This window comes from Shinella sp. (assembly GCF_035998705.1).
Lineage (GTDB): Bacteria > Pseudomonadota > Alphaproteobacteria > Rhizobiales > Rhizobiaceae > Shinella.
Window position 1 is genome coordinate 89,254 of sequence record NZ_DASYHH010000009.1, and the last position, 22,246, is coordinate 111,499.

Annotated in this window: 26 protein-coding genes, 1 tRNA gene and 1 pseudogene; 11 read left to right on the forward strand and 17 right to left on the reverse strand. The window is 60.6% G+C overall.

Translation table 11 applies throughout. From position 1 onward, the window contains the following. From trmFO to VGN93_RS07155, 3 genes are all read right to left on the reverse strand, one after another. Positions 1-1,410, reverse strand: coding sequence for a methylenetetrahydrofolate--tRNA-(uracil(54)-C(5))-methyltransferase (FADH(2)-oxidizing) TrmFO (gene trmFO, locus VGN93_RS07145; protein WP_327506904.1), 1,410 nt, complete (start codon positions 1,408-1,410; stop codon positions 1-3). Positions 1,411-1,552: 142 nt separating this feature from the next. Continuing rightward, complete coding sequence (locus tag VGN93_RS07150) at positions 1,553-1,696, reverse strand: DUF1127 domain-containing protein (RefSeq protein WP_023511883.1); 144 nt, start codon at positions 1,694-1,696, stop codon at positions 1,553-1,555. A gap of 345 nt (positions 1,697-2,041) precedes the next feature. After that, on the reverse strand, positions 2,042-2,185 hold the full coding sequence (locus VGN93_RS07155) for a DUF1127 domain-containing protein (protein WP_242222746.1): 144 nt from the start codon (positions 2,183-2,185) through the stop codon (positions 2,042-2,044). A 1,076-nt stretch (positions 2,186-3,261) separates the two neighbouring features. Here VGN93_RS07155 and VGN93_RS07160 point away from each other — a divergent pair. The 4 genes from VGN93_RS07160 to tig all read left to right on the forward strand — a co-directional run bounded on the left by VGN93_RS07160 (position 3,262) and on the right by tig (position 6,833). After that, a complete protein-coding gene (locus VGN93_RS07160; RefSeq protein ID WP_327506905.1) occupies positions 3,262-4,365 on the forward strand; it encodes a DUF2157 domain-containing protein in 1,104 nt (367 codons plus the stop codon). Between the two features lie 2 nt (positions 4,366-4,367). After that, positions 4,368-4,958 carry a GDYXXLXY domain-containing protein gene (locus tag VGN93_RS07165; protein WP_327506906.1) on the forward strand — a complete coding sequence of 197 codons (591 nt, stop codon included), beginning with the start codon at positions 4,368-4,370 and terminating at the stop codon, positions 4,956-4,958. A 135-nt stretch (positions 4,959-5,093) separates the two neighbouring features. Beyond that, positions 5,094-5,178, forward strand: a tRNA-Leu gene (locus VGN93_RS07170). Between the two features lie 179 nt (positions 5,179-5,357). After that, a complete protein-coding gene (gene tig, locus VGN93_RS07175; protein WP_327506907.1) occupies positions 5,358-6,833 on the forward strand; it encodes a trigger factor in 1,476 nt (491 codons plus the stop codon). 666 nt (positions 6,834-7,499) lie between these two features. On the opposite strand, the gene VGN93_RS07180 is transcribed toward tig, so the two are convergent. The 7 genes and pseudogenes from VGN93_RS07180 to VGN93_RS07210 all read right to left on the reverse strand — a co-directional run bounded on the left by VGN93_RS07180 (position 7,500) and on the right by VGN93_RS07210 (position 12,450). After that, positions 7,500-8,303 carry an endonuclease/exonuclease/phosphatase family protein gene (locus VGN93_RS07180; RefSeq protein ID WP_327506908.1) on the reverse strand — a complete coding sequence of 268 codons (804 nt, stop codon included), beginning with the start codon at positions 8,301-8,303 and terminating at the stop codon, positions 7,500-7,502. After that, positions 8,300-9,706 carry a Si-specific NAD(P)(+) transhydrogenase gene (sthA, locus tag VGN93_RS07185; protein WP_327506909.1) on the reverse strand — a complete coding sequence of 469 codons (1,407 nt, stop codon included), beginning with the start codon at positions 9,704-9,706 and terminating at the stop codon, positions 8,300-8,302. Before sthA ends, VGN93_RS07180 begins: the two co-directional genes overlap by 4 nt. Positions 9,707-9,844: 138 nt before the next feature. Beyond that, positions 9,845-10,159, reverse strand: a pseudogene (locus VGN93_RS07190) (JAB domain-containing protein); the annotation flags it as partial. Positions 10,160-10,224: 65 nt separating this feature from the next. Then, positions 10,225-11,430 (reverse strand): integrase, encoded by a 1,206-nt coding sequence (locus VGN93_RS07195; protein ID WP_327506910.1) that lies wholly within the window; start codon positions 11,428-11,430, stop codon positions 10,225-10,227. After that, positions 11,427-11,678, reverse strand: coding sequence for a hypothetical protein (locus tag VGN93_RS07200; RefSeq protein ID WP_327506911.1), 252 nt, complete (start codon positions 11,676-11,678; stop codon positions 11,427-11,429). The genes VGN93_RS07195 and VGN93_RS07200 overlap by 4 nt, the downstream gene beginning before the upstream one ends. A 203-nt stretch (positions 11,679-11,881) precedes the next feature. Then, positions 11,882-12,232: a hypothetical protein gene (locus VGN93_RS07205; protein WP_327506912.1), complete on the reverse strand. Its 351-nt coding sequence runs from the start codon at positions 12,230-12,232 to the stop codon at positions 11,882-11,884. Further along, a complete protein-coding gene (locus VGN93_RS07210; RefSeq protein ID WP_327506913.1) occupies positions 12,229-12,450 on the reverse strand; it encodes a hypothetical protein in 222 nt (73 codons plus the stop codon). The genes VGN93_RS07205 and VGN93_RS07210 overlap by 4 nt, the downstream gene beginning before the upstream one ends. Before the next feature lie 147 nt (positions 12,451-12,597). On the opposite strand from VGN93_RS07210, the gene VGN93_RS07215 reads away from it, so the two are divergent. The 4 genes from VGN93_RS07215 to VGN93_RS07230 all read left to right on the forward strand — a co-directional run bounded on the left by VGN93_RS07215 (position 12,598) and on the right by VGN93_RS07230 (position 14,828). After that, a complete protein-coding gene (locus VGN93_RS07215) occupies positions 12,598-13,146 on the forward strand; it encodes a hypothetical protein (protein ID WP_327506914.1) in 549 nt (182 codons plus the stop codon). 217 nt (positions 13,147-13,363) lie between these two features. Then, complete coding sequence (locus VGN93_RS07220; protein ID WP_327506915.1) at positions 13,364-13,792, forward strand: helix-turn-helix transcriptional regulator; 429 nt, start codon at positions 13,364-13,366, stop codon at positions 13,790-13,792. A 289-nt stretch (positions 13,793-14,081) separates the two neighbouring features. Further along, positions 14,082-14,426: a hypothetical protein gene (locus VGN93_RS07225; protein ID WP_319319058.1), complete on the forward strand. Its 345-nt coding sequence runs from the start codon at positions 14,082-14,084 to the stop codon at positions 14,424-14,426. 135 nt (positions 14,427-14,561) lie between these two features. Beyond that, positions 14,562-14,828, forward strand: coding sequence for a PepSY domain-containing protein (locus VGN93_RS07230; protein WP_319319060.1), 267 nt, complete (start codon positions 14,562-14,564; stop codon positions 14,826-14,828). Positions 14,829-14,962: 134 nt separating this feature from the next. Here the strand turns inward: VGN93_RS07230 and VGN93_RS07235 are convergent, their stop codons facing one another. Continuing rightward, on the reverse strand, positions 14,963-15,175 hold the full coding sequence (locus VGN93_RS07235) for a hypothetical protein (RefSeq protein WP_319319063.1): 213 nt from the start codon (positions 15,173-15,175) through the stop codon (positions 14,963-14,965). 746 nt (positions 15,176-15,921) lie between these two features. Between VGN93_RS07235 and VGN93_RS07240 the strand changes: the two genes are divergently transcribed. Beyond that, entirely contained in the window at positions 15,922-16,530 is a 609-nt protein-coding gene (locus VGN93_RS07240) for a hypothetical protein (protein ID WP_327506916.1), read from the forward strand. Between the two features lie 134 nt (positions 16,531-16,664). On the opposite strand, the gene VGN93_RS07245 is transcribed toward VGN93_RS07240, so the two are convergent. Both VGN93_RS07245 and VGN93_RS07250 read right to left on the reverse strand, forming a co-directional pair. Continuing rightward, positions 16,665-16,910 (reverse strand): hypothetical protein, encoded by a 246-nt coding sequence (locus VGN93_RS07245; RefSeq protein ID WP_327506917.1) that lies wholly within the window; start codon positions 16,908-16,910, stop codon positions 16,665-16,667. A 125-nt stretch (positions 16,911-17,035) separates the two neighbouring features. Next, positions 17,036-17,242 carry a hypothetical protein gene (locus VGN93_RS07250; protein WP_327506918.1) on the reverse strand — a complete coding sequence of 69 codons (207 nt, stop codon included), beginning with the start codon at positions 17,240-17,242 and terminating at the stop codon, positions 17,036-17,038. 19 nt (positions 17,243-17,261) lie between these two features. On the opposite strand from VGN93_RS07250, the gene VGN93_RS07255 reads away from it, so the two are divergent. Beyond that, positions 17,262-17,564 (forward strand): hypothetical protein, encoded by a 303-nt coding sequence (locus VGN93_RS07255; protein ID WP_327506919.1) that lies wholly within the window; start codon positions 17,262-17,264, stop codon positions 17,562-17,564. Here VGN93_RS07255 and VGN93_RS07260 read toward each other — a convergent pair. The 3 genes from VGN93_RS07260 to VGN93_RS07270 form a co-directional block, all read right to left on the reverse strand. Continuing rightward, a complete protein-coding gene (locus VGN93_RS07260; RefSeq protein WP_327506920.1) occupies positions 17,561-18,709 on the reverse strand; it encodes a phage late control D family protein in 1,149 nt (382 codons plus the stop codon). The genes VGN93_RS07255 and VGN93_RS07260 overlap by 4 nt on opposite strands. Positions 18,710-18,915: 206 nt before the next feature. Next, complete coding sequence (locus VGN93_RS07265) at positions 18,916-21,120, reverse strand: phage tail tape measure protein (protein ID WP_327506921.1); 2,205 nt, start codon at positions 21,118-21,120, stop codon at positions 18,916-18,918. A 14-nt stretch (positions 21,121-21,134) separates the two neighbouring features. Then, positions 21,135-21,401, reverse strand: coding sequence for a phage tail assembly protein (locus tag VGN93_RS07270; protein ID WP_327506922.1), 267 nt, complete (start codon positions 21,399-21,401; stop codon positions 21,135-21,137). On the opposite strand from VGN93_RS07270, the gene VGN93_RS07275 reads away from it, so the two are divergent. Next, positions 21,382-21,651: a hypothetical protein gene (locus tag VGN93_RS07275; protein ID WP_327506923.1), complete on the forward strand. Its 270-nt coding sequence runs from the start codon at positions 21,382-21,384 to the stop codon at positions 21,649-21,651. The two genes, VGN93_RS07270 and VGN93_RS07275, sit on opposite strands and share 20 nt — an antisense overlap. Before the next feature lie 12 nt (positions 21,652-21,663). Here VGN93_RS07275 and VGN93_RS07280 read toward each other — a convergent pair whose 3' ends face one another. Then, on the reverse strand, positions 21,664-22,155 hold the full coding sequence (locus tag VGN93_RS07280; protein WP_327506924.1) for a hypothetical protein: 492 nt from the start codon (positions 22,153-22,155) through the stop codon (positions 21,664-21,666). Between the last annotated feature and the right edge of the window lie 91 nt (positions 22,156-22,246).

Consider the following 22,246-nt stretch of genomic DNA (forward strand, 5'->3'; position numbering starts at 1 on the left):
TCAGCGGCTGAGCCAGCGCGCGCAGTCTTCCAGCGCCCTTGCGGCGGTCGCGTGTTTCTTGGCGATCGCCTTGTCCTTGCCGCGAAAGCGCTTCATGCCCTCGGGCTTGGTCACCGTGCCCGGCTCCAGCGGCGGAAACAGGCCGAAATTGACGTTCATCGGCTGGAAAGAGCGTTTTCCCGGCTCGTCGTCGGAAACGATGTGGCCGCCGGTAATATGGCCCAGCAGGGCGCCGAACGCCGTGGTTTCCGGCGGCAGCGACGGCGTTTCGCCCAGTCGCTCGGCGGCAGCGAACCGGCCTGCGAGCAGGCCGATGCTGGCGCTTTCCACATAACCTTCGCAACCGGTGATCTGGCCGGCGAAGCGCAGGCCCGGGCGGCCCTTCAGCGTCAGCGAGCGGTCGAGCAGTGTCGGCGAGTTGATGTAGGTGTTCCGGTGCAGGCCGCCGAGGCGGGCGAATTCCGCATTTTCGAGCCCGGGAATCAGGCGGAAGATTTCTGCCTGCGCGCCATATTTCAGCTTCGTCTGGAAGCCGACCATGTTGTAGAGCGTGCCGAGCGCATTGTCCTGGCGCAGCTGCACGACGGCATAGGCCTTGACGGTCGGGTTATGCGCATTGGTCAGGCCCATCGGCTTCATCGGGCCGTGGCGCAGCGTCTCGCGGCCGCGCTCCGCCATCACCTCGATCGGCAGGCAGCCGTCGAAATAGGGCGTGCCTTCCCATTCCTTGAAGCCCGTCGTGTCGCCGGCGATCAGCGCGTCGATGAAGGCGTTGTACTGCGCCTCGTCCATCGGGCAGTTGATATAGTCCTTGCCCGTGCCGCCGGGGCCGACCTTGTCGTAGCGCGACTGGAACCAGCAGATATCCATGTCGATGCTCGCCGTGTGCACGATCGGCGCGATGGCATCGAAGAAGGCGAGCGAATCGGCGCCGGTGCGCGCCTGGATCGCTGCGGCAAGCGATGGCGCAGTGAGCGGGCCGGTCGCGATGATCGCCTGGTCCCATTCCTCCGGCGGCAGCCCGGTCACTTCCTCGCGCGTGATGGTGATCAGCGGGTGGCTTTCGAGCGCGGCGGTGACGGCGGCGGAAAAGCCGTCGCGATCGACCGCAAGCGCGCCGCCGGCCGGCACCTGATTGGCATCGGCCGAGCGCATGATCAGCGAACCGGCCAGCCGCATTTCGGCATGCAGCACGCCGACCGCATTGCTGGTCGCGTCGTCGGAGCGGAAGGAGTTGGAGCAGACGAGCTCGGCAAGGCCGTCCGTCTTGTGGGCATCCGTGCCGCGCACGCCGCGCATTTCATGCAGGATGACGGGTACGCCGCGTGTCGCGATCTGCCAGGCGGCTTCGGAGCCGGCAAGGCCGCCGCCGATGACGTGGATGGGGGCTGGGGAGGAGGTGTTGGTCATGGCCGGTTCGTTACCACGGCGGCGTGCGGCTTTCCATCACCCCAAACTCAAAAGCCTGAATCAAAAACGGCACCAGATGGTGCCGTTTGAAGCGTTCCTCGCGCGTCGCCGTTTCCGGCCGCAGCGGGAAACCGGCTATGTCTTAGCGGAAGGAACGGGCTGCGATGTCGCGGATGTCGTAACGCGTCAGGCCGATGTCGGACAGCGTGTGGTTCGACAGGTTGCCGAGTTCGTTCATCGTGCGGCGGTAGGAAATCCAGTTCTTTGCAATGCGGATCGGGTTCATCGTCTTTGCTCCTCGAAGCGGTTGTCCGGGACGTCTGTCAACCGGTTTGTGATGCTTATATACGCGACACTCTTGTTAATGTGCAGTGCAAAGAAAATGCAGCTGCTATGCATTTGTGCAATAAGACGATCACGGATCGAGCAGTTGCGCCGCATGCGAGCAGAATAGGCAGAAAGTGCCGCTATTCCAGGCGGATAGGGATTTTCGCCGCTTTCGGAGCTGAAAAGCAGGCGCGTCGCAGGCGATGAATCGCGACATTGTGCGCCGCAATAAGTCGCGCACGGCAAAACGCCCTCCGGCGGGAACCGAAGGGCGTTCGAAAAGGACCGTTAAAGGTCGTTCGGCTTAGTTGGAAGCCTTGCGAGCGATGTACGGGATATCGCTGCGGCCGATGCCGAGGTCGCGAAGTTCACGGTCCGTCATACGGCCGAGTTCGCTGACGGTCTGACGATACTTGCGCCAGTTGTTAAAAGAGCGTGCCAGGTTCATGTGATTACCCCTTTCTTGGGCTTCGTACTGGGCGGCCGCTCGTCTTTGGCGCCGCCCTGATCTGATGAAACGGAATATACGCTGCGGCGCCGAAAAGAACAGCGCTGTTCCAGCACGGCACCCATGCGTTTTGTGCATGTCAAGCGGAAAGTTTGGCGAAATTCTGGCCAAAATCCGGGCTTTCGGCCACAAAGGTTAAAGCCGGTATGCATCTGTGCTGGTGCAGCGCAAAAAGAAACGCCTGCCGGGGAGGGAGATCCGGCAGGCGTTTCTGGTCTCGACCGGCAACCTGGGAGGAGGAAGAGGAGTGCCGATCCTGTCGGGGACGTTGGGAGGAGGAGATCGTCGCCCGACCGATGATCGAGATATAGGATGCCGCTGCCGCGTACAAAAGAGCCGGCTGGGAATGGCACCCATGCGCCGTGCGCATGCGTTCAGCGCCAGGTGCGCAAATCTACGGAGCGTCGGAGGATTTTGCCGGGAAAAGGCGGGGCGCCATGCGTCTGGCGTAAATAATAACGCCCGCTGGGGGAGGAGATCCAGCGGGCGTCATTGAAGGTGACTGGCAACTGGGAGGAGGAGTGTTGCCAATCGTATCGAAGCGACACTGGGAGGAGGAGTGCGTCGCTTCGAATTCATGTCGATCTCCGTTTCCGGATATCGGGTCTTCAGGCATCATGCCCGGCGTACAACCAGTTCGCCCTTCCGGTCCTCTGTCGCCTTACGATACGCGGCGCCTTGATTTCCGGGCCGGACCATCTTTGATCCGATGTCTGAACTATAACCGTGCACGTCGAATTTGTGCAGTGCAATATGGGCATGGATGATATGCGCCCGCTGCATGCCCGAAATCGCCGAGCCGATCGGCTCTTGAGGGCTAGAATTACCATGCGTTTCTTTATTTCTCGTTAATCTTGGTGGCCGCTCGCGCTCTTTCAAGAGGTTTTGCCACGAAGAATTGCCCATTTTCCGAATTTTCGCCCCGATTGCGAATTTCTCCGCAACCTATATCGTCCCTGTTGACAAGGCCGAAGTCGACTCGATCCGACGCCATTTTCCGAACGGAGCAGGAACGCATGTACAGGGGCAGGCTGGAGCGCGACCTCACACTCTGGACGGAGCAGGGCCTGATCGACGCTTCGACGGCGGGACGGCTGCTGAAAGAATACGATTCCCGCCCGAGTTCCTTCAGCCTCGGCCGCGTGCTGATGATCATCGCAGCGCTTCTCGTCGCCGCCGCGGTGCTGCTGCTGGTCGCCGCCAACTGGGATGCCATTCCGCGCCTCGTGCGGCTCGTCGGCATCGTCGGGCTGATCTGGGGTGCCTATCTCGCCGGCGCGGTGCTCATCACGCGTGGCGCGGAGCGGCTGGCCGCCGCCTTCCTGGTGTTCGGCACGCTCGCCTTCGGGGGCGCGATCGCGATGGTCGGGCAGATGTACCATCTGTCCGGCGATACGTTCCAGGCAATGCTCGTCTGGTTTGCGGGGGCGGTGGTGGCCGCGGCACTCTTCCGTTCCGGCGCCGTCACCGCCGTTGCGGGGGTCCTTGCCTTCGTCGTTTCCGGCGCGGACTGGTCGCAATCCTACAATGCCGACGAGACGGTGCTGCTCTGGCTGATGCCGCTGATGGCCGTCATCATCATTCTTCTGGTGCGCTACACGGATGCCGGGCGGGTCCGCCATCTCGCCTATCTGCTGCTCGTCGCCTGGCTCGCCTTTATCTATAGCGAATACGAGACGCCGACGACCGCCATCGCAATCGCCGCCTTCGGCGCGGTCGCCTATCTGCTGGCCGCCGTGCCGCAGTCGCCGCTTCATGCCTTCGCCCGCAGCGCCGGCGCCGCACCGGCCTTTTATTCCTACCTGGTGCTGATGGTCGGCCTTTTCGGCCTGCATGCCGAATTCGACACGGTCGGGGACCGGCTGTTCCTCGGCATCATCACGCTCGCCGCCGCCATTGCCGGCATCGCGCTGTCGGGCAAGGAGAACGGGGCGGTGCGCTATCTCGGCTACATCGCCTTCGCCGTCGAGACGCTCTATCTCGCCTCCGAAACGATCGGCTCGATCATCGGCACGTCCGGCTTCTTCCTCGTCTCCGGCCTGGTGGTCGCGCTGATCGCCTGGGGCGTCATCGCGCTGGAGCGGCGTTTTTCCAAGGCTGAAACCCAGGTGGAGGCGTAACCATGGCGATGTCCGGTTTCTTCCGCATTCCCCCGATCGCCGCCGCCATCGTCGCCGCGGCCCTCCAGACCGCCGTGCTCGGTTATATGGTCGAAAGCCGCGCCTCGATCCTGCGCAGCGGCGAGGATATCAAGCTGAAGACACTGCCCGTCGATCCGCGCGATCTCCTGCGTGGCGACTACGTCATCCTGTCCTACCCGATCTCGACGATCTCGAAGGATATCGTCACGGGCGAGATACCGAAGGACAGCCAGCAGGTGCGCATGGCGGTGCGGCTGAAGCCCGGCGCGGACGGCCTGTGGACGGCGAGCGAGGCGAGTTTCGGCGATCTCGCGCCGGCGGAAGGCAGCGTCGTGCTGCGCACGCTGCCCTTTGAATATTACTCGTCGGTGGACAATGTCCTGCCGGAAACGCTCTTCGTCAGCTACGGCATCGAGCGCTATTATGTGCCGGAAGGCGAGGGCAAGGTGCTGGAGGACGCCCGCAACCAGGAGGAACTGGAAGTCGAGGCGCGCGTCTCGAAAGACGGCACGCCGCAGATCGCCCGGCTCATCCTGAAGGGCGAGCCGATTTATGACGAACCGCTCTATTGACGAGAACGGGCTGGATCACGCCGATTTGCCCGCATTTTTCCTTTGATCCGCCGGAAACGGGTGATATAGAGACGCCGCGCTCGGAGGGCGCCACGGCAGCGGCCAGGCCGCCCGAGGCACCCTGGTTTCTGAGACGCGGGTATGGTGAAATTGGTAGACACGCCAGATTTAGGTTCTGGTGCCGCAAGGCGTGGGAGTTCAAGTCTCTCTACCCGCACCAGAGCCACGAACCGTGGAAATGGAGGTTTCCGCGGCTGTGGGTCATTGTAGAGCGCCATTTTGCTTGCCAAAAGGCCACGGAATTCAGTAAAGCCACCGCTGGCACATGGACCGGCGGGGTGCTCGCCATAACCGGCAGGCCGGTTTGAGCACCGCCAACTCGAAATTGAAGGTTTGAACATGCAGGTTATCGAAACGCTCGCTGAAGGGCTGAAGCGCGAAATCAAGGTCGTTATCCCGGCCAAGGACATGGAAGCTCAGATGAACGAGCGTCTTGAAGACGCCAAGGGCCGTGTCCGCATCAACGGCTTCCGTCCGGGCAAGGTCCCCTTCGCCCATCTGAAGAAGATGTACGGCAAGTCGATCATGGCTGAACTCGTCAACGAGATCATCCGCGACCGTCCGTCGGCGATCCTGTCCGAGCGCGGCGAAAAGTCGGCGACCCAGCCGGAAATCGCGATGACCGAGGACCAGGCCGAAGCGGAAAAGATCCTTGCCGCGCAAGCCGATTTCGAATTCACCCTGTCCTACGAAGTCATCCCGGCGATCACGCTGAAGGACGCTTCCGGCATCGCCGTCACGCGCGAAGTCGTTGAAGTCGACGCTTCCGAGGTCGACGAGCAGATCCTGAAGATCGCCGAAAGCGCCCGTACCTACGAGACCAAGAAGGGCAAGGCCGCCGACGGCGACCGCGTCACGATCGATTACCTCGGCAAGGTCGACGGCGAAGCCTTCGACGGCGGCAAGGACGAAGACGCGGAACTCGTCATCGGTTCCAACCGCTTCATCCCGGGCTTCGAAGAGCAGCTCATCGGCCTCAAGGCTGGCGACGAGAAGGTCATCACCGTCACCTTCCCGGCCGACTACCCGGCTGAAAACCTCGCCGGCAAGGAAGCCACCTTCGACATCAACGTCAAGGAAGTCGCTGCTGCCGCCGCCGTCGAGATCAACGACGAACTCGCCAAGACGCTCGGCCTCGAATCGGCCGACAAGCTGCGCGAAATCGTCCGCGGCCAGATCGAAAGCCAGTACGGCTCGGTCACCCGCCAGAAGGTCAAGCGTCAGATCCTCGACCAGCTCGACGAGATGTACAAGTTCGATTCGCCGGAACGCCTGGTCGACGCCGAATTCGAAAACATCTGGCGCCAGATCAACACGGACCTCCAGCAGTCCGGCAAGACGTTCGCTGACGAAGACACGACGGAAGAGGCAGCCCGCGAAGAATACCGCAAGCTCGCCGAACGCCGCGTCCGCCTCGGCCTCGTTCTCTCGGAAATCGGCGAAAAGGCCGGCGTCCAGGTGACCGACGAAGAGATGCAGCAGTCGCTTTACCAGCAGCTTCGCCAGTTCCCGGGCCAGGAAAAGCAGATCCTCGACTATTTCCAGAAGACCCCGGGTGCCGCCGCCTCGCTGCGCGCCCCGATCTTCGAAGAAAAGGTCGTCGATCACCTGCTCGGCGAGATCAAGGTGACGGACAAGGCCGTCTCCAAGGACGAGCTGATGGCCGAAGACGAAGAGGGTTCCGAAAAGGCAACCAAGAAGGCTGCGCCGAAGAAGAAGGCCGCTGCCAAGGCTGAAGCTGCGGACGGCGAAGAAGCCGCTCCGAAGAAGAAGGCCCCGGCCAAGAAGAAGGCCGCCGAAGGCGACGCCGAATAATCGGATCGACCCCATTGAATACGAAGAGGCCGCCCATTGGGCGGCCTTTTTGTTTGGCCGGATACCGCACGGCGATCTTGCCGTTTTTCACACCACCATCCACGCAGCGGTTTCCGCCCGTGGTTTTTCAAAGAACATCGGACGGGGCGCTGGAAGCTGCCTCGTTTGATAGTAAGTATGTGACACCTTTCAGCGCCCCGTTCGGCGGTTTTTGCCTGCGACTTCGATCCCTCTGCGATGGCGGGGTTTGTGGGAACAGTGGCGTGCCCTTCCGAGGAAGGCGCCATGCACGCTCTCAGGCTTACGATGCCGCAGCCATGGCTGCCGGTCGGCACCGTCTTCCACCTGCGCCGCGCGTCCGGGTCCTCAAAACCCGCGAACGCCGCGTGACGCTGTCCCGCCATCCTGTGTGCCGCACAGACACGCCCGGCTTTTCGGGAGAAACGACGGGTCGGTCCGACACCCCGTCATTCCCCTTGTCACCGGAAGGAGACCATTTTCCGCAGGCCCTTCGGGTACGGGCCTACGTCCGTCCCGTACCAAAAGCGCCGACCCCGCCTTACTGCCACGCCTGGCAGCGTATCCTTCGGCGGGATGGGGAGATTGTAGGCATGGATTTGATGGGCGGGGAAAATGGTGTGTGAAAAAAGGGCGACGGCGCGGTCGTCAGCCTATGGTCAGAAGCAGCGCCCGGTGATCGGAAACCTCGGGCGTTTCCACGACCGTGAACTCGGCGACCGGCACTTCCGCATTCACCAGCATGTAGTCCGCATGGCGGCCGGGCTTCTTGTAGAGCGAGGTTCGCGTGTCGGTGAAGCCGCGGGTCGTGACGAGGTCGGTGAGGCCGAGCTGTGCAAGTGTTTCGAAGGTGCGGCTGCCGGGCAGCAGGTTGAAGTCGCCGCAGAGCACGAGGGCTTCTTGCCCGCGATGCAGGCGCTCGATGAGCGCGACGAGGGTTTTTGCTTGCGCATCACGGACGGGAGAATCGCCCTTGCCGTCCTCGGTCCGCAGGCCGTGAAACTGCACGACGGAAAGCGCGCGGTCGGTCTTGTAGTCGTAAAGGCGGAAGGCTTGGGCGTTGCGGGCGCGGGGATGCGCGCCGAAACCGTGCGGGGAAAACGCGCCGTGCACGAAATCGACCGCCTGGCCGATGACCGCGATGTCCTGCCGGATGAAGGTGGCAAGGCCGAATTCCTGCCAGCAGGGCTGGTCGCCGTCCATCAGTTCGCCGCGCATGGCCGGTGCGAAGAAACCGTCATGGGCGGGAAGGGCTGTGGCGATTTCCCTATAGAGATTGCCGCGCTGCTGGAGTTCCACCGCGCCGTCGCGATAGGTGAGCCAGTCCGACCGCGCGGTAACCGCCCGCGGCACTTCCTGCAGGCAATAGACATCGGCATCGACCGCCGCGAGATAGTCGATGAGCGGCGCATGCAGCATGCCGCCCCAGACGTTCAGCGACAGGATCTTCATGCCGTCTGCGACAGGTCGCCCATACGGTTCCAGGCGTCGAGGCCGGCGATCTTGTAGGCTTCCGCGAGGGTGGGGTAATTGAAGGTGTTTTCGACGAAATATTCGACGGTGCCCTTCAGGTTCAGCACGGCCTGGCCGATATGCACGAGCTCGGTGGCGCCTTCGCCGACGATGTGCACACCGAGCAGGCGGCGGGTCTTCAGCGAGAAGATCATCTTCAACAGGCCGGAATTGAGCCCCATGATGTGGCCGCGCGAGGTCTCGCGGAACCGCGCCATGCCGCATTCATAGGGGATGCCGCGTTCCTTCACCTCTTCCTCGGTCAGGCCGCAGGTGGAGATTTCCGGCACGGCATAGATGCCGTAGGGGAAATATTTCGGCGGTTCCTTGGCGATGACGCCGACGGCGACGCGGGCGGCGATGCGGCCCTGTTCCATCGAGGTCGAGGCGAGGCTCGGGAAGCCGACGACGTCGCCGGCGGCGAAGATGTGCGGCACCTCGGTCTGGAACGTCTCCGGATTGACGCTGAGGCGACCGCGCGAATCGGCGGTGAGGCCGGCGGCGGCAAGGTTCAGGCTGTCCGTCGCGCCGACGCGGCCGGCGGCATAGAGCACCATGTCGCAGGTGACGTGGCGGCCGTTGTCCAGCGTGATCTCGCACTTGCCGTTGGGCAGTTTTTCCACCTTGTCGGCCTTCTGGCCGAGGATGAGCTTCATGTTGCGGTCGCGCAGCTCATAGATGAAGTCCTCGACGATCTCCTTGTCGATGAAATCGAGGATGGTCGGCTTCGGATCGATCACGGTCACCTGCGTGTCGAGCGCGCTGAAGATCGTGGCATATTCGATGCCGATGACGCCGGCGCCAATGACGGCCATGGAACGCGGCAGGTCCTGGATGTCGAGCAATTCGTCGCTGTCGAGCACGCTGACGCCGTCGAAGGGGATGCTCTCCGGACGATAGGGTTTCGTGCCGACCGCGAGCATGATGCCGGCGCCCTTGACATGCACGGTCTCGCCGTCGTCCTTGACGATCTCCATCGTGTCGGGCGTGACGAACTTCGCCTTGCCGCGGATGTGCTGCACGCGGTTGCGCGCGAACTGGTGCTCCAGCACGTCGACCTCGTGGTCGAGCGTGATCAGCAGGCGGCGGCGCAGGTCGTCGGCGCTGATTTCCTGCTTCACGCGATAGGAGCGGCCGTAGAAGCCGCGCTCGCGCCAGCCGGAAAGGTTCAGCGCGGTCTCGCGCAGCGTCTTGGACGGGATCGTGCCGGTGTGCACGGAAACGCCGCCGACTCGCTTGCCCTGTTCGATGACCAGAACCTTGCGCCCGAGCTTGGCGGCCTGGATGGCGCCACGGCGGCCTGCGGGGCCGCTGCCCACGACAACGAGATCAAATTCCTGCATGTGAGCGTGCCCCAGTCTTGTGCGGGAAGAATCATATTGCATCGCAGCAATTGTCTTCGCCTCGCATTTTTACGTCAACTCCATGTGACAGCGAACCGTTTCAATCGGATGAAAGCCGGTTCACCCGATCTTGGGATTTCACATAAGTCTCAGTCCCTTGAGACTGGCATGCCCATCCTTGCCTATGATGATGTGGTCATGCACCGTGATACCAAGCGGCCGCGCCGTTTCCACGATCGTTTTCGTCATGTCGATGTCCGCCCGCGACGGGGTGGGGTCGCCGGACGGGTGGTTATGCACCAGAATGATCGCCGTCGACGACAGTTCGAGCGCCCGGCGCACCACCTCGCGCGGATAGACCGGCGTGTGATCGACCGTGCCGTGCCCCTGCACCTCGTCGGCGATCAGCGTGTTGCGCTTGTCGAGGAAGAGGATGCGGATGTATTCCTTCGTTAGAAAATATCATTGAGTTTCATGGCCTTGGCGGGAACGTCCCCCAAACGTCCCCGCCGCGTCCCTTAGTCGTCGTTCTCGGTCCGTTTCTCCAGACGCATCATAGCCACGCGGCTGGTCTGTTTAATAGTGCCGCGGTTATACCGGGCGCTCGTCTGGCGGTTTTTGTGACCGGCCGATTTCATGACGTCTGTCTCAGTCGCCCCAAGGTCGTAAGCCTCAGTGATCGCTCCAGCACGCGCGTCCATGTTCCAGACGGTCTTTGGGATTCCCGCCTTATCAGCAACTTTCCGCCAGCGCTCCGTGAACTTGCGGTTCTTATACGGGACCCCGGTGCCTTCGGAAATGATCATTGGGCCTACCCTTTTCTCGGGCGGTACGAGCGCGATTTCTTCGAGGACAGAGGGATGCAACTTCAAATCATGTTCCACCATAAAACCGGTTTTCGTGTGCGCCTTGCGGAGGATGAACGCCTCGTCGATATCGGACCACAACAGGCCATTCTCCCACCGCGTGAGCTTGTAAGCGATGCCGCCTTCCTCCTTGTCGTTAGTCGGCACCCATTCCCCAACGACGTCCTTCTGCCGCATGGTCAGTGCGAATTGCAGGGCCGTCGCCAGTGAGATCGAGGGATAACCCTCCGCGTGGCCAGCATTACGGATCGCTGCAACGTGGTCCGCTGTCATCACCGACGTGCGAGCCGGTGGGGTCTTGAAGCGGATCTTCGACAGTATTGTATCCGCACGGAAGCAATCATCGAAGCCGAGAGTGACGCCGTAGCTGATTAGCTGGCGGGTGGCATCCATAGCGTGTTTGGCTCGCCAGGGGCGAGGGGGCTTTTCCGCCGATTTCGGCAATCCCCATGTCGTATGCCATCGCTTGAAGTCGGGGCCAAGCAACTTGCCAACCTGCCGATCGCCCACCGTGCGCTCTATGATGACAAGGGACTTCAGGACGTTTTCCCGGCTGTTCCACTTCATCGTTTTAAACGGAGAGTCGTCGTTCATCTGAAATAGGCGGGACAGGCTCTTAAGAGTGCCATCGTACCCCGGCTTCGATTTCCCTCCTTCTGTCGCCCACGACAACATTTCCGCCTGCAGGATCTGGCACCGCGCGGCAAGCTGTCTGCGGCCCTCCGGGGTGTCAGGATAATGAAGCCGGACAGAAGAAGGGCGGTAGCCACGTTTCGCGAGGTCGGCACGCGCTTCCCAGTATTCGCGGTATGTGCCGTCCTTATTGTGCTTTCGCTTGAGGCCCGGCGTTTCCGTCACGTCCAATTCTCCACACCATCGACAGATGCGGGCAGGGCAGTCTGGTGGACCCCGTGCCGGCGATCCAGCCATGTTCGGACTGCCGGCCAGTAACGGCATCCCGTCATGGGATCAATACGGGGCAGGCCTTCACGTTCCCAGGCGGCGGCGAGGGCGGCCCATTGCGTTTTCGCCTTTGCGCCAAGGACACGCGCAGCAATTGACGCCTCTGAAAGATAGAGCGGGTTGTTGTCGTTGGCTGCGCGCACAGGTTACCTCCGTTTTAGACAATGGAAAGCCGCCCGCCTTCGCTGGCGGGCGGCTCTAGTACCGTAAGAGGCCGCCCCCGCGGTGTGGGGCGGGTGGTGATGGGCGGCCTCCGGTGACTGCGAATAAAGGCCCCGCGCAGCCTATGGGCGCGCTGGGGCAAGGTGCCAGCCGAAACATGCGGTGAACGGCTGGCAGGAAAGTGTTAGGCCGCTTCGAGCTCTTCCTCGAGATCGACCACGGCGAGGGCCGCCATGTGCCTTTCCGCGGCCGCCCTCATCATGCCGGCTACCATTTCAAACCAAGCCGCGCCGCCAGAGATATTCTCGATCAGATCAAAGCCGGCGTCGGGTGTCGCGCGGTATCTCGCGATCATCGCGTCCTTGGTTTGGAACATGGATTTGTATGCAAAGTAGGCGTAGACGAACGGGCCGCTGTTCGCTGCTTCGGAGAGGTTGGCCGGCGTCATCTCGGCCTCCATGCCCGGCACCCATGGCTTGAAGTCGATCGCCGCCAGTTCGTGGAGCTTGGCGAGGGTTTCGGCGTCGTTTGTCATGCCGCCACCTGCATCTGTTCGGTGGCCTGAAGGCCGTCTTCCATCACGTGGCGCGTGCCGGGCTCGCCGGCCAGTTGAACCACGTAGAGGGCACGGCCGGCGGCTGTTCGTAATCTGGAGCGCACCGCGGCCGGATAGCCGCACAGGCTCACAGGCTGGCCCACCGCAAAGCGGTAGGCGGCAGTGTAGCTTCGTCTTAATCTTGGGTTTTGGGACATGGGTAATGGCCTCCTTGTTGATTTGATATTTTGTATTATGCGCAAAATAAAAATACCGTCAACCAAAAAATGCGTAGCGCGCAAAATTAACGAGTGATAGGGAAGATCTGGCGCTACCAACGCCGCTCACCACATGAGGAGAAAAGGATGGCCACGCCGAAAGAGCTGGTGGCAATGATATCGCTTCAAACCGGCGTCCCTGAAGGCACAGTGGTACTACATGACCGGAATTTGATGACGGCGGGATTGCGAAGCGAGGGACAACGCGGACGTGGAAAGTCTCGTGTCACCTTCACTGACGCAGCGAACCTTCTGATAGCTGTCGCCGGGAGCAGGAACGTAAAATCAAGCGCCAAGACCGTAGAGGAGTATGCGAAACTGAAAGCCTCCGACCCGCTTCGTTTTGGGGAAGTCGAACGCGGGCATACGTTCGGTGACGCGCTGGCGACCCTTCTCGAAGCGGTACCGGCTGATCGGGAAGCATACGCCGGCCGGGATCATGGTACTATTGAGGTCTGGCTATTCGGCCCCACCCCCTCCGCGCGCATTGAATGGGATGTGAGGAAAAGCTCTGGCCGGGTGGATTATCGTGGGGGGAAGCGCGAGGGCTTCGCGGACCTGCAGTTCATCGCGAAGTTCTCGCAGGTGACGATTGGGTATGTCGGGGAACTTGTGGCAGAAAAGGATGCAGGGTGAGGACCACCACTTCAGGGCTTCACCAACCCAGCTTGCCGTCGCACCAAACCGCTCGCCATAACTGGCGGGCGGTTTTTCGTTGTCGTGTGGAAACAACCAGCCGTGACTCATGCGTGACTCGGTGCGCCGAGAAAGCGTCGCCATTAACCGTGCTGTGTCTTCACAGTTACTTTCTCCGCCTTGGACTGCTATACTTAGCACCAAGGCGGAATATTACATGGACTGGCAAACTAAAGAGACCTCGCTTCTCGAAACGACGCCAATCCTGGTTGGCGATGCCGTCGAACTTGCAGCACACTTCAGACAGCTTGCTAACGAGATCGAACAAGGCATTCGCGTTGTTGAAGGAGCGCCATCCCAACTAGGGCCGCCGCTTCAACTTAACGGACGCATCGTGTGCCTCTGCATAATGTCGCAAGCGCGCGTTGCTGCAGCGAGGACAAGTGACGGCTTGCTGGCTAGACTGACTTCCCGACAGCGGGAAATCCTGCTGGCTTTGATGAATGGCCATACCGCGAAAGCCATCGCAACTATGCTAGGCATCCACCCGAGAACGGTAGAGACGCATGTGCACCATATCCATAAAAAGGCCGGCACCCACCGAACGGTCGAACTGATGGAAATCGCTTTCTCCCAGTTAGACTGATCGCCACCAGAAATCGGCTGACGAAAGATGCCGACACCAGCATCTTCCCGTTAACGCCGCCGTGCGCGGCCGATCACCAATGCGAAATCCGTGGACACTCGCCGCGCGGCATTACCGTCGCCGACGCTAGCGCGAGCTGGCCGCCCGTACTGGGCGGTAACCGGCGCAAAGCGTCGGCATTAACATTCCCAAAGCTTAGACTGACCGCAACCAGTTATGTCCATCGACTTCCCACGCGCGAAATGCAACATCACCGACGTCGAACTCACTACTAATCTGGGAAATGAACATGAATTTTAATAGCGCACGCTTGGGTTTTGTTGCTCTCGCCTTTGGTATCGCAGGAAATGCAACGATTGCCACTTCCGCAGGTGCGGCCGAGTTTTCCTTTACAGCAACAAACACCACCAATACAGGTATCACTGAAATATTGGTTTCCGAGAACAAAAAGGACTGGGGCTATTTTGATATCGGAAGCGGTATCAAGTCTGGAGCAACTGCAAATCTTGTGTGGGACCAAAGCACAAACAGCGAAAACTGTTCTCAGTGGGTCAAGGCAAGCTACGCGGACGGATCGGAATCCGAGCCTGCCAAGTTCGATTTCTGCGAAGACGGTCTTGAGATCAACTTTTAATCGCCTCACTGAATGACGGTGTACTCGGCAGGTCATTTCAGTGGCCTGCCGTTTATGTGTTCTCAACCGTAACGCGGCGGTGGAACCTACGTCCAAGATCTTCGTTTCGCCTCCGTTATTAAAACGGAGCTCATTATGAGAAATTTGATATTCGGTCTGGGTGCCGTCGCCCTCTGCGCGTTGCCAGCACAAGCCCAACAGCAGGCTGACAAGTCCTCTCCGCAGGCCGGGAAAAAACCATCGGAGATTTTGTCCCTTATCGAGGCCAGGCCCGACTTTGCGCGCCTCGACGAAATGTCGTGGAGCGATCGCGGGTATTACGAGATCCAGTACCGCACGAACGACAAGGCCCGTGTCGAAATCAACATTGATGTTGGCGGGAACCCAGTGGAGCAAGAGTAGGCCGCCTCTCTGTAGGAACAACCTGCTACCTTCGCGGTTAATTAGTGCGGCCTTGCAAGCCCGTTCGTATGAGCGTCTGTTTGCTGCGCGCGAAGGTCGTATTGGGGCCGCTTACCGCACGTCGGCGGCCCCTTTTAGCGCAACAGCCGCACCCGATTTCCGCCGACGTATTCGAGGCGCTTGTCATAGGCCAGGCTGTCCAGGGCGCTGACAATCTGCTGTTGGCTGTAGCCAGCCGCAACTAAGGTAGGACCAATGAGGTAAAGATCGACGGGCTTGTCGACAGTAGCACCGACTGCGATGGGCTCCGCGAGCACGGCGTCCTTACAGGGTTGGGTAGGTGGCATGATTCGTTCCTGAGACCCCGTCGGTGAAATAGCGCGACCGAGGCAGGGAACAAGTACGATGTTGCGAGGTTAGGACAACGCGGCCGGAACAGTGCTTCCCACCAAGCCCCTCCCAGCCGGCCGCTTTAGGGGCTGCGTCACATTGCGGGCGCAGCCCCTTTGTCGAAGCCGCAGGGCCGCTGGACTATCCAAAGCAACCCTGACCACATCGCTAATGGCGGCGGCGTGTGAACTGATTAAGCAGGATCGACCAGGTCTCGGCGTCAGCCTTTGCCATTTCCCACAGAAGACACAGCTTCCCGTCGACCTGTATCTCGACTGGGCCTTTCGTCCTGGCATCCACAACATGCCAAGTGCCGTTTTCGTCTTGATCCAGGTGATAGCGCGACAAGCTTTCCATACGGGAACTATACTCCCGGCACGGCGAAATCCAGAATGAATATTACTGCAGTCTAATGTAAAGTGAACGACAACTGAACGATTAGAGAGCGATTAGGGAATTGCCGCGGTGCACTACGTCTTTCGGACGAGGCGCACAAGGTGAGCTGGGTGACGCGTCATGCCATTTCGGGACATTCATCTCCGCGTCTTTCGCTAACGACTTCGTGCTCGCGAAGATGGGGCGGGATTGAGTGGCCTCGACAACATGCCTCTCTCGCCATAGGGTTGTAAATCGGAGAACGCAGACATTTGCCGACGAAGGCGTCCTTCCGCTTAACATCTTTTAACGGGACGATTGATCACCCATGAAACAAGAAACCCCACCGCAGCGCCTTCGCGAACTCAGGGACATGACAATTAGGTTCGCGTACGACAACGGCGCGGCACGTCCTCACTTTTTTGTCACTGAAGACGAATTGAGCAAGGGTATTGGCATTTCCCGCGACGAAATGTCGAAAGTTGCTATGTTGATGATGAACCAAGGTCTCATAGCTAGGTATGCGCCCGCGGGCACGATTGGTCTAAGCGACCTAGGACAAGCGGAGGCTGAACGACTGGGGCCGGCAGTCCTGATGCGCGAGCCTTCGCAAACTGGGGCTGTGGTTGTAAATGCCAGCTATAGTGTTGTTCAGATTGCAGGACATAACAGTACCCTGACAGCAAACTATAGCCTGAAGCAGTCTGAGATAGCGTCGGTTTTAGAAGAGATTGAACAGGAGCTGCCCCGTCTTAGTCTCTCGCCCGTAGCCGTGACCGAAGCCAAGGGGCTGATCGATGATTGCCGAAAAGGCATGGTCGGAAAAGTGGGATCGGCAGGTCTTCGGGCTATGGGCGCTTCACTATCGAGCTTGCTCACAAGCGGCGGCAGTGAATTGGGGAAGCGCCTTATCAGCCTGCTCGGCATTGGCAACTGACGAAAAGTCGTGCGGAAACGTGAGGACGCCACCGTCGAGATATGCGATCGACTTGAGCTCACGCCGGAATCCTGTCGCTGGGCAGTCTAGAAATGCCCTGAAACCACGCGATCCGTTTTCGAATACCATCTTGGTCATGCCCCCTCCTTTGACGCTTCTTCACAATGCTCAACAGCCACCCGCAACAATTCCGCCTCCATCACGGCTGACAGCGGCGCCGCCCTGGTCTCGCCCGGAGCGCCTATCCGTGGCACCGACAACCCATAGCCATCGCCACGTCGAATAAGCGCACAACCGGGCAGCACCAAGCCGCCAACCTCGGCCGTGAACGTGCAGGCAAGCCGGCCGGGCAGCCGGTTCATGTTCGTGATTTTAATCAAGACCCCTCCCATCTCAAGGATCGTACCGCCCCGCAAACCGCCACGCGGGTCGTGACGCCCGGCACCCGTCCAGGCACAGAGTCAAAAGTTCGGCAACGGGTTGCCGCCGAGCCAAAATGCTGAATTCAAGGCATTTGCGGTGTTGCCGTCTCCACGACCTGTCCGCCCCGGATGTCGGCCTTGCCGGCAAAGAAGATCGCAATATCCGACTTTGAGCCGTCCTCATGGATAAGCTGAATGTCGAGCGTGTCGTATCCGCGCTTCTCGTCGACAATTACCTTGACGTCGGCATGCGTGATGTCGTGAAAATACTGCGCGTGTGCTAGCTTCATTCAGGAACCTATGGGGGAAATGATGGCGGGAGATGGCGGGTACGCCAAGGCTTGGCGGCACTATGTGAGCGTCGCGAATTTCGTCGATGCCGGTAGCTACGTAAGAAAGGTCTCGCTTGATCTGGTAAACCTCCAGCATCAGGTTGATCTCGACGGAACAATGCGAGCAGCCATCGACTCTGCAGCGAAATCCACCGTCCGCTACCTAACCAGCCTGGATCCGCTAAAGCTGGCTGGCGACACCCCGTTGCGAGACGCTGCCCTGGTCGCAATCGATCACATGGAGGCAACGCTAAAGGTCGCCACCGGGCGCTACGACTAATTCTCGTCCGTGCGCCCATACCGACGGGTATTCGTCCACTCGGTAGGCGTTGCCGGCGTACCGTCCGGCGCGTTGTCGGCGACCTTGTCTTCGGTGGCGGAACCAGTGGTCCCACCCTCTCCGTCCGACGCACCGCTTTTCGAGCCACCCGACTTCCCGTCGTAGAGCTTGGCGCTGATCGCGGTGCGGTAGCCTTCGCCCTTGCTGTAGGAGTGCGTCGCCGTGTCGATGATGTAAGGCACTCCGTCCAGGCCAGGCCGCACGCCCTCGAAGAGCAGCGGAGCGCCGGCGACGATTGCCGTGTCCCCGATGACCGTGACGGACGCCGCACCCTCTCCGCGCTTTAGGTCCTTCGCCTTGGACTGCGCGGCCTTGTCGGCCTCCGCCGCGTCGGCGTGGGGCTCAGCGATGCGATAGACGCTGTCGCCATCTGCATCGCTGTCGGCTTCGACCTCAACGCGCTTCGCCTTGTCCTTGTCCTCGTAATACGAGACGACCTTCTTGTACTTGGTCCGGTCGTTCGCTTCGAAGGTGCAGGTGCCCTGGATGATCCGTGGCGGCGTGACGACAACCGAGCCCATGAATGAGCCGGAAGCTGCATTGCCGGAGCCGCGGGCGGAGAAGACGAGCTTGCCGTCCTTGACCTTGAACAGACCGTTATGGCGCTCGGCCAGGCGCCGCAGGACATGGATAGGGGTTTCGTCCTGCTGGCCGAACCACTCGTATTCATGCTCGCCGATCTCGCTGTCTACGGACGCGGACAGGCCCATGTCGCCGGCGAGGTCAGACACGATGTCCTTGACCTTCTTCTTGTCCCAGTGCCGCTCCTTGCGCTCCTTCGCCTTGCTGTCCCGCATATCGCGAGCCTTGCCGGAGATCGAAAGCGAGTACGGCAGGCACTTCCCGCTGACCTTGTCGACGACATAGGTGCCCAGACTGCGGGCGGCGCCGTAGCCTATCCGGATATCGACGATGGCGCCTTTTCGCGGGATGGCGAGAAACTGCGGCGGGCCGTCGTTCAATTCCATCTGGAACGTGTCGGACGCCAGCCCCTCCTTGTCCGTCACCGAAATGGAGACAAGGCGTTCGTAGAAACCGCCGGCAACAGGATTGCCGTCGACGGTGATTTCGACTTTGGGGTTCATGGTGTACCTCGAAGGGGGGAGTTGACGACCGACGGCCGACGCTGTTTTCTACGCGCCGAGTGGGAGATCTAGTATGAGTTACGATTGGACTGGAGAGCGCACTAGGCGCATGAGGACCGCGCGACGGGCCGTTGCAGCGACGTTTTTCCTGATGCCGCTGCTTGCCGTAGCGGCCGCGATGTTGAATTTCGCCGGTGGGTGAGCAGCTAGTCCGTATCGGCCGCTTCGACGGCGGACTTCACGGCACCACCAAGATCGGCCATCACCTCGGCGGCCACGCCTTTTCCGCTGCTGGCTTCCGTGATGTTGAAGTTATTCGTGATCTTGATTTCCGGCGGTTGCTTATTTGTCACGCGGACGTCGGAAACGCCGCGAGTGGGGCCTAGCAACTGCCCGATGGTGCCGCTGTCCAAGGTGATGGGCCTATCGCCTGGCTGTGGACCAGCGCCAAGACCTGCACGGTGACGGCCGCCCTCGAAGTGGGTGCCTTCCCACTGCCGGCGCTCTCTATCGAGATTAGGCAGCAGATCGGGGTTGCCCCGTGTCGCCGACTCCATCGTCGCGTGAGGGACCGCATCAAGGGCGCGGTACGTGACCTCCCCAACCATGGCGGGCGTGCCGGCAATTCGTGCCGCGCCCTTGCCGAGCCATCCAAGGGCCGTGCCGAACTTGCCCGTGAACTTCCCGATCTGCTCGAATGCAGTTAGCCCAGTGGACTTCCGCCCCGAACTCACGAGGTCTTGCACACCCTGTCCGCCGAGCCAGCGGGCAAGCCAGCCTCCGCCTTTTGAGGCCGCTGCGGTGGCGGCGCTGGCACCCCTGCCTTTGCCGGTTGTGGCAACGGCGGTAGCGGCGGCTCCACCACCAACGCCGAGGGCTGCGGCTACGCCGCCGATGCCCTTGATGGCCGCCAAGATGGTCGATGCGCCGGACAGCAACATCATCGCGGACGCCAGCTTGCGGATAGCGCCAGCGACCAGGATGAAGCCCAGGCTCCATTTTAGAGCGCTCACATAATAAGGACCAAGATCCTCAAAGAACTTCACGATCGGGTTTTCGCGAACGTCTTCCCCGAACTTCTTGATGGAGCGCCCATATTCTTGGAACTGGCCGAACAGCCTGCCGTATTTGTCCGCCGCCCCGCTGGCGTCCTCTGCACCAAAGATCAGATCGCGGATACCCTTGAGGGCATCGGTGCCATCGCCCATGCCGAGGCCGGACAGCAAGCCGCTGAAGCGCGACTTGAACTCATCGAAAATGGTGAATCGCGAGTCGAGCGTGTTAAAAACGAGCGAAAGATTGTCCGCCATTTCCGACACCGGGCCGAGGATATTGGTGCCAATGCTCTCTCCAAGGTTGGAAAGTGAGACCTTGAGAGACTTCACCTTCTGGTTTGCGTCGTTCATCCGGCGTGCATAGGCGTCGGCAACCGTACCGCTGGCGCGCTCCGCGTCCTCGCGAATCTTGATATAGTCCTGAAAGTCAGCCAGCATCGGCCGCACGAAGTCGAGAACCTGTTTGTCTCCGAAAAGCTGCCCGAGCAGGTCAGCCTGACCGCCTTTCGTGGACTTGTCGATCAACTTGATGAAGTGCTCAATCGGCGAGATGCCTTGTTTATGGGCTTTCTTCAGCTCCTTGGTGACATCGACGCCGAAGCCTTTGAAGCGCTTCATTACTTCCGGCGACATGATCTTGCCGAGGAAATTGCCCATGTTATTCGCGGCTGTGGATGCATCACCAGCACCGCGCCTTGCGACCTGGAGAGCGGAGGCCATATCTAGGATGCCATCTACACCCTCGATCCCGAGCGACTTCGCCGACGCCGTAAGCTGCGGGAAGTACGTCGCCATGTCGCGCATTTCGAATGCGCCGGCGTTACCCGCCGAGGTCATTCCATCGAGCATCTTCGGAATGTCGGTGTGCAGCACATTGAGGTTCTGCATTGCCGATACCGACGCGGCGGAGAGATCGGTCATGGTGGCGCCGGTGGCCGTGGATGCTTTGCCGATGGCCTCAATGGAGCCCATAGCCTGGTCGACGCCAAGACCCATGGTGAGCATGGTGTCCACGCCGGCACGAAGGTCCGACGTGAACTGGTTCACGCGGGGCGCCATGCCAGCCAGCCGCTGCTGGAGGACCCCAAGCTGCGCCTGGCTCAGATCGGCTTTGATGCCGATTTCGGACAGTGCCGCCTGCGCATCAGCGGCAGCACCGTATGTTCCGGACCAGCCTTGCGTGACGCCAAGGTAGGCGCCACCAAAAGCAACGATCTGTCCGGTGACACCGCGCAGCGGCGCCATCATAGACGACTGCTGGCGCCTCAGCCCGTTGAGGACGCCATTGATTCGTCGCGCAGGTCCGGTGATGCCGTCGAGGAGGTCCAGCCGGAGGGTGCTGCGTAGTGCTCCCATCTTGCGCCCCTCCCTTAACCTGGAAGTCGGTCGGCGATCTTCTGCGCATCGTCCCCGAGGCCGCCTAGAAGCTGGCCGACATCATCGATTTCAAGCGCTGAGATGACGGCCTGAGGCACATCAGCGAGGCGCGCGAGCAGGATCTTCATCGCTTCGATCTCGTGTTTCGCGCCGAAAAGACTTTCGAGATCGCCGAAGCGAAGCGCGCGAATGGTGAGGACTTCGTACGTCTTGCCCTCGACGGTTACTGGGACGGACAGCTTGAAGGATTTGCTGGTCATGGTTTCTCCAATAAGAAGCCCGGCGCAAAGGCCGGGCGATGGTGGGGATGGTGGATGGGATGGCGGCGCGCGGAACAAAGGTTCGTATTTGGAATTTCAGCCTCCGATCTCCAACACAACGAGGCTGGCGATGTACGATCGCGTAAGACGACTTAAGGACACCGACAGCACACTCGTCGCCGCCGCGACGCTGATTCTCGCCGGCTTGGTGATGATCGGAATACCGCCATACATTTTGCTCGGCAGCTAAGCGGGCCTGAGCTCACACAGCCGAAAGGTCGGCCAACGCAGCCACGACCGCGTCGTCTATCGCCGCCTTTATTTCCGATGCTGAAGTCATGCCAGAGAGGCGGGGCGCGATTTCCGCCCCAATAGTTCGGCACCGCTGCCGGACTATTCCGAACTCGTTTACAATGTGCCTGGCCGCGTCGTCGATGGTCACGACGCGGGTGCTTTCGCGCTCAAATTCGAGCTGCTTCAGACGGGCGGAGAAGTTTTCTTTGACGGTTTCGGCGTCGGCCCGCGACCACAGCGGCTCGCCGTCGATCGACGTTACCCCTGTCAGGTCAATGTTCGCGGGTTGACGAATCCCGTGATCGGCCAAGCGCTGATCCGTGGCCAGGAAATCAACTTTTCCGTCATCGGAAAAAACGAGCAGACCCCGCTGTTTCCAGTCGGTCACGGTCTGCCTGGAGACGCCCTTGAATGCGGCGAAAGAAGCCTGATTTCCGGTCTGGCGGGGGTCTTCTGTCAAGTTGTCAACCTGTTTTAGAGTAACCTAATTTTCGAATCCTCGCGGCTGCGTGACCGCCCAGAAGAACGAAATGAGAACGGTCCCTATGATG